Genomic DNA, 12,787 nt, shown 5'->3' with positions numbered 1-12,787 from the left:
GCTAGCTCGCCGCGGCGAGCGCGTCCGCGTCCAGCGCCTCGCGCGCGGCCGCAACGATCCGGTCCTGATCGGCTTCGGAAAGATATGGGTGCATCGGCAGCGAGATCACCTGATCGGCCACCCCGTCGCTTGCCGGCAGGCCGTTTCCGGCGACCGGGAAGGCCTGATACGCGGTCTGCCGGTGCAGCGGCTTGGGGTAGTAGATCGCCGTGGGCACGCCGGCCTTGCCGAGTGCGGACTGGAAGGCCGGGCGCGCGCCGACGGGCAGCTTGAGCGTGTACTGCGCCCAGGTCGAGACCGCGCCGCCCGCCAGCACCGGAACGTCCGCGACGTCGGCCAGAAGCGCGTTGTAGCGTTCGGCGATGCGTCCGCGTGCGGCGATCTCGTCCTCGAAGATCGCGAGCTTTTCGATCAGCACCGCCGCCTGAATGGTGTCGAGGCGGCCCGTCATGCCGATGCGCACATTGTCGTAGCGGTCCGTACCCGCACCATGCACCCGCAACGAGCGCAGGGTCGCCGCCAGATCGTCGTCCTGCGTCTGGATAGCGCCACCGTCGCCGTAGCAGCCGAGCGGCTTGGCCGGAAAGAAGCTCGTCGTCACCGCATCAGCGAAGACATTGGCGCGCTGCCCATCGAGGGTCGCGCCGAAGCCCTGCGCGGCATCCGAGATGAGCGAAAGGCGGTGCTCGTCGCATAGAGCGCGGACTGCAGCATAGTCCGCCATCTGCCCGAAGAGATCGACCGCGATCACCGCGCGCGGGCGCAGTTCGCCCGTGGCTTTGACCTCGTCGATGGCGGTGCGAAGGCTCGCCGGATCCATATTGAACGTGTCGGCGTGGATGTCGACGAAGACCGGCGTCGCGCCGAGAAAGGCAACCACCTCGGCGGTCGCCGCGAAGGTGAAGGACGGGCAGAAAACGGCATCGCCCGGCCCGATCTCCCACGCCATCAAGACGAGCGTCAGCGCATCCGTGCCGTTGGAGCAGGAGACGGTGTGCTTCGCGCCGGCGAAAGCCGAAAGCTCTTCCTCGAACCGCCCGACCTCGGGCCCCATGATGAAGGCGCCGTGATCGACCACGCGCGCGATCGCGGTGTCGATCTGCGGGCGTATCCGGTCACGCTGGCTGGCGAGGTCGATGAAGGGAAGGTTCGCGCTCAAGATGCTTTCGCTCCGCCGTTGGCTCGCGCCCCCGTGAGGGCGCAGCGTGGTTTGGGCCCGCGCGCGGGCGGGCGCAAGTCACGAATGTCGCGTTTTTGTTTCGTGGCCCGCCGACCGCAAGGCACTATCCGATGTCGAACTTGACGCCCTGTGCCAGCGGCAGGCTGCGGCCGTAATTGATGGCGTTCGTCTGGCGCCGCATGTATCCGCGCCAGGCGTCCGAGCCGCTTTCGCGCCCGCCGCCGGTTTCCTTCTCGCCGCCGAATGCCCCGCCGATCTCGGCGCCCGAGGGCCCCATGTTGACGTTGGCGATGCCGCAGTCCGAGCCCGCTCCGGACAGGTAGCGCTCGACCTCGCGGATGTCGGTGGCGAAGATCGAGGACGAGAGCCCCTGCGGCACGTCGTTCTGCAAGGCGATCGCCTCGTCGAGCTCGGTGTATTTGAGGACGTAGAGAATCGGCGCGAAGGTCTCCTCGCGCACCGGCCCGCTCTGCGACGGCATCTCCACGAGCGCCGGTCGTGCGTAGAACGAGGCGGTGCCGGCCACCTCCACTCGCTCCCCGCCATGCACGGTGCCGCCGGCCTCGCGCGCGGCGCGAAGGCTCGCCTGCATCGCCTCGAAGGCTGCGCCGTCGATCAGCGGGCCGACGAGCGCATCGCTCGAAAGGGGGCTGCCGACCGAGATCGTGCGGTAGACGTTCGCCAGCTTCGGCACCAGCGCGTCGTAGACGCTCTCGTGGACGATCAGGCGCCGCAGCGTCGTGCAGCGCTGGCCGGCCGTGCCCATTGCGGCGAAGGCGACGGCCCGCAGCGTCAGGTCGAGATCGGCCGAGGGTGTGACGATCGAAGCGTTGTTGCCGCCGAGCTCCAGGATCGACTTGCCGAAGCGACGCGCCACGCGCTCCCCGACAGCGCGGCCCATGCGCGTCGAGCCAGTGGCCGAGACGACCGCGACGCGCTTGTCTTCGACGAGCCTTTCACCGATCTCCGCCCCGCCGATCAGGAGCGCGGCGAGGCCCTGCGGCGCGTCCGAGCCGAAGCGCGCAATGGCCCGGGCGAGGATCGCGTCCACGGCGAGCGCGGTCAGAGGCGTCTTCTCCGAGGGCTTCCAGATCACTGGATCGCCGCACACGAGGGCCAGCGCCGCATTCCAGGACCAGACCGCTACGGGAAAGTTGAAAGCCGAGATGATGCCGACGACGCCGGCCGGATGCCACTGCTCCATCATCCGGTGGTCGGGGCGTTCGGACTGGATGGTCAGGCCGTAGAGCTGGCGGGAGAGACCGACCGCGAAATCGCAGATGTCGATCATCTCCTGCACTTCGCCGAGCCCTTCGGACACGACCTTTCCGGCCTCGATGGTAACGAGCCGGCCGAGCGCGTCCTTGTGGGTACGAAGCTCTTCGCCGAGGAGGCGCACGAGTTCGCCGCGGCGCGGCGCAGGCACCGCACGCCATGACGCGAAGGCCTTTGCGGCCTCGCCGATGGCGCGGTCCGCCTCCTCGGGCGTCGTCGGACGAAGGGCGGCGATCTCCGCTCCGTCGATCGGCGAGCGGACCTGGAGTGCCCCGCCGGAGAGGCGATCGGCCGAAACCCCGAGTGAAGCAAGGAGCATGTGGGTCTCTTTGCGGATGTCCTCGTTCGCTGCGCTCATGGCATGGTCCTCGGCGATCAGGTTCGGGCGCCCACGGCATGGGCGAGCTGTGCACCGACTTCGTAGTAGGCTTCGCGGGCCCCGCGCAACCGCACGCGCGACAAAGGCGTAAACGGCAGCGGCATGTCGGCCTCGGCGAGCGAGCCGGTCATGAACTGTGCAGCCAATCGGCCGAATACCGTGCCTGGCGCGATGCCCCGGCCGTTGTATCCACTGAACGAGATCATGTTCGGCGCCGGCCGATGCAGGCGCGGCACCGCATCCGCCGTCATGCCGATCTGCCCGAACCAGCAGCTCTCGAATGCGGTGTCGCGCAAGGACGGAAAGAGCTGCGTCATGGCGCGCCGCGCCCAGGCGGCGTGGATGGCGTGGCCGGTTCCCCGCAGCGCCCCGACGGAGCCGAAGACGAGCCGCCCAGTGGCATCGAGACGAAACGAGGAGAGGATTTCGCGCGTGTCCCATGCGCCTTGCCGGCCCGGAAGAATCTCCGCTACGCGCTCCGGCGGCAGCGGCGCGGTCGCGAAGTTGAAATAGGGAAGCCGCACCAGCTCCTGCCCGACATCGGCGAAAGGCCCGTGCGAATAGGCGTTGGTCGCAACCAGCACGAACCCCGCGCGCAGCCGGCCGCGCGGCGTCTCGATCAGCCAGCGCCCGTTCTCTTCGCTCGCGCGTGTGACGGGCGAGTTCGTGTGGATGGTCGCGCCCGCAAGGATCGCCGCGCGAGCCAGACCCCGCACGTAGGCGAGCGGCTGGATGGTGCCGGCTCTCTCGTCCAGAAGTGCGGCGCCGTATGCCCTCGTGCCGATCGCGGCCGCGGCCTCCGCGGCATCGAGCAGCCGCACGGGCGCGCCGAGCTTTCGCCATTGTGCGGCGCGCGCGGCGAGTTCGCGCTCGCCTCCGGCGCCGACCGCGCAATGCAGCGTGCCGGCCTGTATCGCTTCGCAGGGGATCGAATGCCGCTTCACGAGGTCGAACACGGCCTGCGGCCCCGCGCCGAGAAGTGCGATCAGCCGTTCGCCGTAGGGTGCCGGCAGCGCATCGCGTGCCTCGTCCGGGCGCAGCCACAGGCCTGCATTGACGAGGCCGACATTGCGGCCTGAACCGCCGAAGCCGATTTCGCAGGCGTCCAGGACAACGGGTCGCGCGCCAGCCTCTGCCAGATGCAGTGCTGCGGACAGGCCGGTGTATCCCGCGCCGACGATGACGAAATCGACATCGTCCTCACCCTCCAGGGCCTGCGTCGGTGGGGCGGGCGGCGCGGATTGCTCCCACAGGCCGTGGCTGCGTGGATCGCCCCTCATCGACCATCCCGCCGCATTGCCATCCATCCCCTGCCGCAGCTACATCACGCCCTCACAAAGTGTGACGCGGGATCGCCAGCTCCGCAACGGCCTCCCACCGTCAGCCCGCGGCTTTCTCACGGTTGCGTTTGCGCGTCTCGGCCGCCTTCTTCGCGGAAGCCGAGCGGTCGGCGGCGCTGCGCGAGGCGGCAGCCTTGCCGCCCTTCTCACCGCCCTTGTGCGCGGCGGGGTTGCCTGTCTCTTTGCCGCGCCCCGAGCCACCCGGCTTGTTGCCGCCGCCATCGTCCTTGTTGACGGTCGCCCAGGCGCGGCGCTCCGCCTCCTTTTCGGAAACGCCGCGCTTCTCGTAGGAATCGGCGATCGCGTCGGCCTTGCGCTCCTGCTTGTCCGTGTATTTCGACTTGTCTCCACGCGGCATGTCAGCCTCCCGGATCGGATGATCCGGGAAAACCCGCGGCCGGCTGCGCGGGTTCCTCAGGCCGCCGCTTCGCGCGGCGCCGGCACGTAGTTGAGGACAGGCGCCAGCCAGCGCTCAACTTCCTCCACGGCCATGCCCTTGCGCTCGGCATAGTCTTCGACCTGGTCGCGCTCCACCTTGGCGACGCCGAAATAATAGCTGTCGGGATGCGCGAGATAGAGCCCGGAGACCGAGGAGCCGGGCCACATCGCGTAGCTCTCCGTCAGCGTCACGCCGATCGCGGCCTCCGCGTCCAAGAGCTCGAACAGCGTCACCTTCTCGGTGTGATCGGGCTGCGCAGGATAGCCCGGCGCCGGGCGGATGCCGCCATAGGCCTCGCCGATCAGCTCGGCATTGGTGAACGCCTCGTCCGCCGCATACCCCCAGAGCTCGCGGCGCACATGCTCGTGCATGCGCTCGGCGAAGGCCTCGGCGAAGCGGTCCGCCAGCGCCTTCACCATGATCGAGGCGTAGTCGTCGTTGGCCTTGGCGAAGCGGTTGGAGATCGCCTCCTCCTCAATTCCCGCCGTCACCACGAAGCCGCCGACATATTCGCGCTGGCCGAGCGGGGCGACGAAATCCGACAAGGCGACGTTCGGCCGCCCGTCGCGCTTGGAAAGCTGCTGGCGGAGCGTGAAGAACGTCGCGCGCTCCTCGGTCCGTTCATCGTCGATGAAGAGGCGGATGTCGTCGCCCACCGCGTTGGCCGGCCAGAAGCCGACCACGGCTTTGGGCTGAAACCACTTCTCCTCGATGATCTGCTTCAGCATCGCCTGCGCGTCCGCGAACAGGGCACGCGCGGCCTCGCCCTGTTTCTCGTCCTCGAGGATGTTCGGATAGCGGCCCTTCAACTCCCAGGTCTGGAAGAAGGGCGTCCAGTCGATATAGCGGGCGAGCTCCGCCAGATCCCAGTCCTGGAAGACGCGCGTGCCGAGGAAGGAAGGCGTCGTCGCCTCGTAGGCGGCCCAGTCCACCTTCTGCGCGTTCTCGCGTGCGCGCTCGATCGGCAGTCGGCGCTTCTCGGCTTCCGAACGCGCGTGCGCTTCGGCCACCTTGCGGTATTCGGTGCGCACCTCGTCCATGTAGGCGGTGCGGTTCTCGGGCGAGAGCAGGCTGGAGACGACGCCGACGGCCCGGCTCGCATCCGTCACATAGACCGTCTGCCCCTTCTCGTAGCGCGGGTCGATCTTCACCGCCGTGTGGACGCGGCTCGTCGTCGCCCCGCCAATGAGGAGCGGGATGTCGAAGCCCTCGCGCTCCATCTCGGCTGCCACATGCACCATCTCGTCGAGCGAGGGGGTGATGAGGCCCGACAGGCCGATCACGTCGACCTTTTCGGCCTTCGCCGTCTCGAGGATTTTGGCGGCCGGCACCATCACGCCGAGGTCGATCACCTCGTAATTGTTGCAGGCCAGAACGACGCCGACGATGTTCTTGCCGATGTCGTGGACATCGCCCTTCACCGTCGCCATCAGGATCTTGCCGGCGGAAGAGCGCTCCTCGCCCCCCCCTGCGGCGGCGCGCTGGCGCTTCTCCTCCTCCATGAAGGGCAGGAGATGGGCGACGGCCTGCTTCATCACCCGCGCCGACTTCACCACCTGCGGCAGGAACATCTTGCCGGCGCCGAAGAGGTCGCCGACGACGTTCATGCCCGCCATCAAGGGACCCTCGATGACGTGGAGCGGCCGCTCCGCCTTCAGACGCGCCTCCTCGGTGTCGGCATCGATGTATTCGGTGATGCCGTTGACGAGCGCATAGGAGAGGCGATCCTCGACGCTCTTTTCGCGCCAAGAGAGATCCTTGGCCTTGGCCTCCTTTCCGGCCGTGCCGCGATAGCGTTCGGCGATCTCCAGAAGACGCTCGGTCGGAGACTGTTCGCGGTCGGGATGCCGGTCGAGGACGACGTCCTCGCAGGCCTCGCGCAGATCGGCGTCAATGCTCTCGTAGACGGCGAGCTGGCCGGCGTTCACGATGCCCATGTCCATGCCGACCTGGATCGCATGGTAGAGGAAGACCGCGTGCATCGCCTCGCGCACCGGCTCGTTGCCGCGGAACGAGAAGGAGAGGTTCGACACGCCACCCGAGATGTGGGCGTGCGGCAGCGTCTCGCGGATGGTGCGCGTCGCGTCGATGAAGGCGACGCCGTATCCGTCATGCTCCTCGATGCCGGTCGCGACCGCGAAGACGTTCGGATCGAAGATGATGTCCTCGGGCGGGAAGCCGTTCTCGGTCAGGAGCTTGTAGGCGCGCGTGCAGATCTCGACCTTGCGCTCGTAACTGTCGGCCTGCCCCTGTTCGTCGAACGCCATCACGACGACCGCCGCGCCGTAGAGCCGGCACAGGCGCGCATGGTGCAGGAAGGCCTCCTCGCCCTCCTTCATCGAGATCGAGTTGACGATCGGCTTGCCCTGAACGCATTGCAGACCGGCCTCGATCACCTCCCACTTGGAACTGTCGATCATCACCGGCACCTTGGCGATGTCCGGCTCGGCGGCGACGAGGTTCAGGAACTCGACCATTGCGGCCTTCGAGTCGATCAGACCCTCGTCCATGTTGATGTCGATGACCTGCGCGCCGTTCGCCACCTGGTCGCGCGCGACGTCCAGCGCCGCCGCATAGTCCTGATTGGTGATGAGCTTGCGGAAGCGGGCCGAGCCGGTGACGTTGGTGCGCTCGCCGATGTTCACGAAGGGGATGTCGTTCGTCAGTGCGAAGGGCTCGAGGCCGGAGAGGCGCATCAGCGGCTCATGCTCTGGCAGAGCACGCGGCTTCATGCCCTCGACGGCCTTGGCGATCGCGCGGATATGCTCGGGCGTCGAGCCGCAGCACCCGCCGACGACGTTGATCAGCCCCTCCTCGGCGAACTCTCGCACCTGCCGAGCCATCGCCTCGGGCGTCTCGTCATACTGGCCGAACTCGTTCGGAAGCCCCGCGTTCGGATAGGCACAGACGAAAGTGTCCGCGACGGCTGAGATTTCAGCCAGATGCGGGCGCATGGCCTCAGCGCCGAGCGCGCAGTTGAGACCGATCGTGAAGGGCTTGGCATGGCGCACCGAGTTCCAGAAGGCCGTCGGCGTCTGGCCGGAGAGCGTGCGCCCCGACAGGTCCGTGATCGTGCCGGAGATCATCACCGGCAGCGAGACGCCCGCCTCGGCGAACACTTCCTCGGCCGCAAAGATCGCCGCCTTGGCGTTCAGCGTGTCGAAGATCGTCTCGATCAAGATGATGTCCGACCCGCCGTCGAGAAGGCCTCGGATCTGCTGGGCGTAGGCGATGCGCAGCTCGTCGAAGGACGTCGCGCGGAAGCCGGGGTTGTTGACGTCCGGCGAGATCGATGCGGTGCGGTTGGTCGGCCCGACGGCACCGGCCACGAAACGGCGTCGCCCGTCCGCGCTTTCCGCCCGGCGGCAGGCGTTGGCCGCGAGGCGCACGCCCTCCCGGTTCAGCTCGTAAACCACCGCCTCCATCTCGTAGTCGGCCTGCGCGATGGTCGTGCCCGAGAAGGTGTTGGTCTCGACGATGTCCGCACCGGCCATCAGATAGGCGAAATGGATGTCCTCGATCGCCTTGGGCTGGGTGAGGACCAGAAGGTCGTTGTTGCCCTGCAGATGGCATTCGCAGCCGAGGAAGCGCTCGCCGCGAAAATGGTCCTCGTCGTAGCCAAGCCCCTGGATCTGGGTGCCCATCGCACCGTCGAGAATGAGGATGCGTTCGCTCGCCGCCTTTCGCAGCGCGCTCCAGACGTCTTCCCTCGCCTTCGGCGGAGCTCCGAACAGTGCCTCGGTCGCGATCGACATTGCCTCACCCGTCTGCCGGCAAGCCGGCCCATAAGGATATAAAGAAGTCCTTATATCATCATGAGGCGAGCAATCTCAACGCCTCAGCCGGCGAAGCTCTCCTTCAGGCGCGCCACGATCTCCTCGACCCCGAAGCGCACCGGGTCGCTGGCCGGCAAGCCATGGTCCGCAGAAACCTTCGCGAGATAGTCGCGCGCCTCGGCCTCGCCGAGCGCGTGCGTGTTCACCGCGATGCCGACGGGCCGGATCGCGGGGTTGGTCAGGCTGCCGCAGCGGATCGTCAGGTCGATAACCTCCTGGATCGTCGGCAGCTTATGCTGGACGCCGCGCATGTTGGTGCGCGTCGGCTCGTGACAGACCACGAACGCGTCGGCCTGCGCGCCGTGCAGGAGGCCGAGCGAGACCCCGGCGAAGGACGGGTGGAACAGGGAGCCCTGCCCCTCGATCACATCCCAATGGTTCGGATCGGCCTCGGGCGCCAGCCACTCCACGGCGCCGGAGATGAAGTCCGCGACGACGGCGTCGATCGCGACGCCCCGCCCGGCGATGAAGATTCCCGTCTGGCCCGTGGGGCAGAAATCGGCATCCATGCCGGCATCGCGCATCGCCTTCTCGAGCGCCAGCGCCGTGTACTTCTTGCCGACCGAGCAGTCCGTGCCGACCGTCAGAATCCGTTTGCCCGAACGCTTCGTGCCCTTGCCCGTGGCGAAGCGCTGCGTGGAATGGCGCACGTCGTGGAGCTTGGCACCCATCCGCTCGGCAGCCTCGGCGATCTCCGGCACCGAGCCGAGGCGCGTGTGTAGGCCGGAGGCGACGTCCATGCCGGCCTCGATCGCCTCGACGATGGCCGCCGTCCAGTGATCCGGGAGAACGCCGCCGGCATTGGCGACGCCGACGACCAGCGTCTTCGCGCCGGCTTCGCGCCCCTCGACGATGTCCATGTCCGGGATCGAGAGATCCGCGCCGCAGCCCGGCAGGCGCATCTGGCCGACGCACCATTCGCGCCGCCAGTCGACGATGCCGTGTGCGGTCTTGGCCGCGAGCTGATCCGGCACGTCGCCGAGGAACATGAGGTAGGGCGCCTGAATCTTCATCATCCACTCCGCTCCGTCAGACCATCGTTCCTAGAGTGCTTCGGGCAGCGTGGGAAGGCGTCGCAAGGCTCAAAATCCGGCTGTCCTCAAAAACGCCTCACGCGCCCGTGAACGGGCCAAAAAGGGATTGCCCTTTCGGTTCCTGATTGACAGAAAGGGCGCGCATCATCGGCCTTTCCGGGGCGAAATTGCGTCCGATCGGCCTTGGGGGAGTGAAGAGCCTGACGTTGACCTCGATCATTCTCGCGGCCTTCGCCTCCGCCCTTCTCGCTCGCCCTCTCGCTCTCCGCTTCGCCCCGCACGGCGGCTGGATCATGGCGCTGGCGCCGGGCGGCCTCTTCGTCGCGTTGCTGATGCTCGGCCTCGGCCTTCCCGCCAATGGCCCATTGAGCGAGACGGTGGAGTGGGTGCCCGCTCTCAACGTCGAACTCACCTTCCGGCTCGACGGCTTTTCCTGGCTCTTCTCGCTTCTCATCACCGGCATCGGCACGCTGGTGACGATCTATGCCGGCGCCTATTTCGCCGAGAAGTCACCGGAGAAGGGCGCGAACTTCATCGCGCTGATCCTCCTGTTCATGTCGGCCATGCTCGGCACGGTGCTGACGGACCACCTGATCGTCCTCTACGTCTTCTGGGAGCTGACGAGCCTCGTCTCCTTCCTCCTGATCGGCTTCGATTCCTACAAGGCGAGCGCCCGCAAGGCCGCGCTCCAGTCGCTGATCGTCACCGCGGGCGGCGGTCTGGCGCTGTTCGCAGGCATCCTGCTCATCGGCCTAGCACTCGACACCTATTCGCTGAGCGAGATCGCGACGCGCGGCGATGAACTGGCCGCTTCGCCGCTGGCGCCCGCCATCCTCGTGCTGGTGCTCCTCGGCGCCTTCACCAAGTCCGCGCAGGTGCCGTTCCACTTCTGGCTACCCGGCGCGATGGCCGCGCCGACACCGGCTTCGGCCTATCTGCATTCGGCGACGATGGTGAAGCTCGGCGTCTATCTGCTGGCCCGGCTTGACCAGCCCTTTTCGGCCATGCCCGCCTTCGGCATCACGCTGATCGTCTTCGGCACGGCGACGCTGATCGTCGGGGGCGTGCGAGCCCTCACCCAGCCCGGCTTCAAGGCCATCCTCGCGCACTCGACCGTCGGCTCGCTCGGCCTGCTCGTCCTCCTGATCGGCCTTGAAGGCGACACGGCGGCGATCGCCACGATCGGCTTCATCCTCGGCCACGCGCTTTACAAGGCCGCTCTTTTCTTCTGTGCCGGCACGGCTATCCATGCGACGGGCCGCACCGAGGTCACGCAGATGAGCGGGCTCGCCACGGCCCTACCGTGGACAGCCGCGGCTGCGGGTCTCGCGGCGATCTCGATGGCCGGCCTTCCGCCGATGGTCGCCTTCATCGCGAAGGAATATATCTTCGAGGCGCAGCTGAACGCCGGCACCAACTGGCTGGTGATCGCGCTCACGGTGCTGGGCAACGCCGCCTTCGTGATGATTGCGCTGCTCGCCAGCATCGGTCCGTTCTTCCGCGGCAGGCTTGCGCCGCTGCCGTTGCAGCACTCGGAAGTCGCCGGCATGGCGCTCGGTCCCGTGACGCTTGCGGGGCTGTCGCTTCTCTTCGGCCTCGCGCCCGCGCTGATCGCAGGCCCGCTGATCGCGCCCGCCGCAAGCGCGCTCGTCGGCGCGCCCGTCGAGGTGTCCTTCTCGCTCTGGCACGGCTTCACACCGATGCTCGCGCTGAGCGCCGTCGTGGTCGTGCTGGGCATCGGGCTCTGGCTCGCATGGCCCTCTCTCCTGCAAAGGCTGCAGGGCGGGCGGCTTTCCCATGCTCTCGGTGATGCAGGATACAACTTCGTCTTCGACGGCGTTCTCAAGATCGCGAAGCTTTCCACGCGCATACTCCAGAACGGCGACCAGCACCGTTACGGCGCGATCGTCCTCGGGGCCACGGTCGTCATCGTCGTGGCCGGTCTCATCGCAGCCGCTCCCCCGTTCGCGCTCGACACCTCGCTCGACGGGTTCCGCATCGGCCCGGCCGTGATCCTCGCCTTCATGGTGTTCGGCGCGGTGTGCGCCGCGCGGCTGATCTCGCTCCTGGGCGCGGTGGTCGCTGCCGGCATCTGCGGCTTCGGCTCGGCGCTTCTCTTCCTGCTCAACGGCGCCCCGGACCTCGCGCTCACCCAGTTTTCGGTTGAGGTACTGGTCGTAGTGATCATGATGGCGCTGCTGTTACGCCTGCCGGTGCGCCGCACGCTCACTCGGATGCGCTCAGAGCGGCGCATGGACGCGCTCCTGAGTGGTGCTTTCGCCTTCCTCGTCTTCCTCGCGCTTGCCGCGATGACAACGATGCCGCTCGACCTGACGCTCAGCGACTACTACCGCGCGACGAGCTACCCGGAAGCCTTCGGGCGCAACGTCGTCAACGTCATTCTGGTCGACTTCCGCGCGCTCGACACGATGGGCGAGATCGCAGTCATAGCCTTCGGCGCCATGACGGTCTGGGGGCTTCTGCGCCGCCGCATCCGCAAGACGGCGGGAGGCGCCTCGTGAACTCGCTGATCCTCACCGCGTTTGCGCGCATCTTCTTCGCCATCCTGATCGGGGTCTCGATTTTCATCCTGTATCGAGGCCACAACCAGCCAGGCGGCGGCTTCGTCGGCGGATTGATGGCAGCGGCCGGTTTCGCGGTTCTCGCCCTTGCAGAAGGCGTGGCGGCAGCGCGGCGCGCCCTGCCCTTCCATCCCGTCACGGTAATGGGCATCGGGCTCGTGATGGCGATCGTGTCCGGCGTACCCGGCCTTTTCAGCGACGATTCCTACCTGACGCACTGGTGGTTCCATGCCGGCGACTTCCACACGGGAACGGCGCTGATCTTCGATATCGGCGTCTATCTCGTGGTGATGAGCGGAATCCTCGCGCTTGTCCTGCGCTTCTACGAAGAGGAGGGCGAGCATTGAACCTTCTCTATGCATTTGCCATCGCGGCGATCGCCGGCTGCGGCGTCTACATGATCCTGTCGCGCCACGTCGTGCGCATCATCCTCGGCGTCTCGGTCCTGTCGATCGCAGTGAACCTCGTGATCTTCTACGCCGGGCGCATCGTCTCGCAGGTGCCCCCGGTCATTCCGGGCGGCGAAAACGCGCTGGCAGCCGAAGCCGCCAATCCGCTGCCACAAGCCCTGATCCTGACGGCCATCGTCATTGGTTTCGCGCTGACGGCCTACGTCGCCGCGCTCGCCCTGCAGATCCAGCGCTCGATCGGCACACTCGACAATGCCGAGCTCGACGTCGCGGAACGGCTCGGCACGCCTTTCGACGAGGACCGCGCCTGAC

General features: G+C 67.3%; 10 protein-coding genes. 3 read left to right on the top strand and 7 right to left on the bottom strand.

Annotated features, from left to right (window positions below):
- Position 1: 1 nt before the first annotated feature.
- From H1343_RS05670 to H1343_RS05640, 7 genes are all read right to left on the bottom strand, one after another.
- On the bottom strand, positions 2-1,159 hold the full coding sequence (locus tag H1343_RS05670; protein ID WP_185984941.1) for a DegT/DnrJ/EryC1/StrS family aminotransferase: 1,158 nt from the start codon (positions 1,157-1,159) through the stop codon (positions 2-4).
- Positions 1,160-1,283: 124 nt separating this feature from the next.
- Positions 1,284-2,813: an L-piperidine-6-carboxylate dehydrogenase gene (gene amaB, locus H1343_RS05665; protein WP_185984940.1), complete on the bottom strand. Its 1,530-nt coding sequence runs from the start codon at positions 2,811-2,813 to the stop codon at positions 1,284-1,286.
- A gap of 17 nt (positions 2,814-2,830) precedes the next feature.
- Positions 2,831-4,114: an NAD(P)/FAD-dependent oxidoreductase gene (locus tag H1343_RS05660; protein ID WP_185984939.1), complete on the bottom strand. Its 1,284-nt coding sequence runs from the start codon at positions 4,112-4,114 to the stop codon at positions 2,831-2,833.
- A 100-nt stretch (positions 4,115-4,214) separates the two neighbouring features.
- On the bottom strand, positions 4,215-4,532 hold the full coding sequence (locus H1343_RS05655; RefSeq protein ID WP_185984938.1) for a plasmid stabilization protein: 318 nt from the start codon (positions 4,530-4,532) through the stop codon (positions 4,215-4,217).
- Positions 4,533-4,588: 56 nt separating this feature from the next.
- The gene (gene metH / locus H1343_RS05650; RefSeq protein ID WP_185984937.1) at positions 4,589-8,368 is read right to left on the bottom strand and encodes a methionine synthase; all 3,780 of its coding nucleotides are present in this window, start codon (positions 8,366-8,368) and stop codon (positions 4,589-4,591) included.
- Positions 8,369-8,451: 83 nt separating this feature from the next.
- Entirely contained in the window at positions 8,452-9,462 is a 1,011-nt protein-coding gene (gene dgcN / locus H1343_RS05645; protein WP_185985508.1) for an N-acetyltransferase DgcN, read from the bottom strand.
- 97 nt (positions 9,463-9,559) lie between these two features.
- A complete protein-coding gene (locus tag H1343_RS05640; RefSeq protein ID WP_185984936.1) occupies positions 9,560-9,703 on the bottom strand; it encodes a hypothetical protein in 144 nt (47 codons plus the stop codon).
- Between H1343_RS05640 and mbhE the strand changes: the two genes are divergently transcribed.
- The 3 genes from mbhE to H1343_RS05625 are packed head-to-tail and all read left to right on the top strand — an operon-like array spanning position 9,690 to position 12,786.
- On the top strand, positions 9,690-12,005 hold the full coding sequence (gene mbhE, locus H1343_RS05635) for a hydrogen gas-evolving membrane-bound hydrogenase subunit E (RefSeq protein WP_185984935.1): 2,316 nt from the start codon (positions 9,690-9,692) through the stop codon (positions 12,003-12,005). The genes H1343_RS05640 and mbhE overlap by 14 nt on opposite strands.
- Positions 12,002-12,412, top strand: a complete 411-nt coding sequence (locus tag H1343_RS05630) for an MnhB domain-containing protein (RefSeq protein WP_185984934.1) — start codon at positions 12,002-12,004, stop codon at positions 12,410-12,412. The genes mbhE and H1343_RS05630 overlap by 4 nt, the downstream gene beginning before the upstream one ends.
- Complete coding sequence (locus H1343_RS05625; protein ID WP_185984933.1) at positions 12,409-12,786, top strand: sodium:proton antiporter; 378 nt, start codon at positions 12,409-12,411, stop codon at positions 12,784-12,786. Before H1343_RS05630 ends, H1343_RS05625 begins: the two co-directional genes overlap by 4 nt.
- The last annotated feature ends 1 nt before the right edge of the window (position 12,787 follow it).

This window comes from Aureimonas mangrovi (assembly GCF_014058705.1).
Taxonomy (GTDB): Bacteria; Pseudomonadota; Alphaproteobacteria; order Rhizobiales; family Rhizobiaceae; genus Aureimonas; species Aureimonas mangrovi.
The sequence above is the reverse complement of the archived record's forward strand: the minus strand, read 5'-3'. Positions and strand labels throughout refer to the sequence as shown.

Coding starts and splice junctions, on each gene's coding strand:
- H1343_RS05640 (WP_185984936.1), bottom strand. CDS start 9,703: ATGATCGAGGTCAACGTCAGGCTCTTCACTCCCCCAAGGCCGATCGGA.
- dgcN (WP_185985508.1), bottom strand. CDS start 9,462: ATGAAGATTCAGGCGCCCTACCTCATGTTCCTCGGCGACGTGCCGGAT.
- H1343_RS05660 (WP_185984939.1), bottom strand. CDS start 4,114: ATGAGGGGCGATCCACGCAGCCACGGCCTGTGGGAGCAATCCGCGCCG.
- H1343_RS05655 (WP_185984938.1), bottom strand. CDS start 4,532: ATGCCGCGTGGAGACAAGTCGAAATACACGGACAAGCAGGAGCGCAAG.
- amaB (WP_185984940.1), bottom strand. CDS start 2,813: ATGAGCGCAGCGAACGAGGACATCCGCAAAGAGACCCACATGCTCCTT.
- metH (WP_185984937.1), bottom strand. CDS start 8,368: ATGTCGATCGCGACCGAGGCACTGTTCGGAGCTCCGCCGAAGGCGAGG.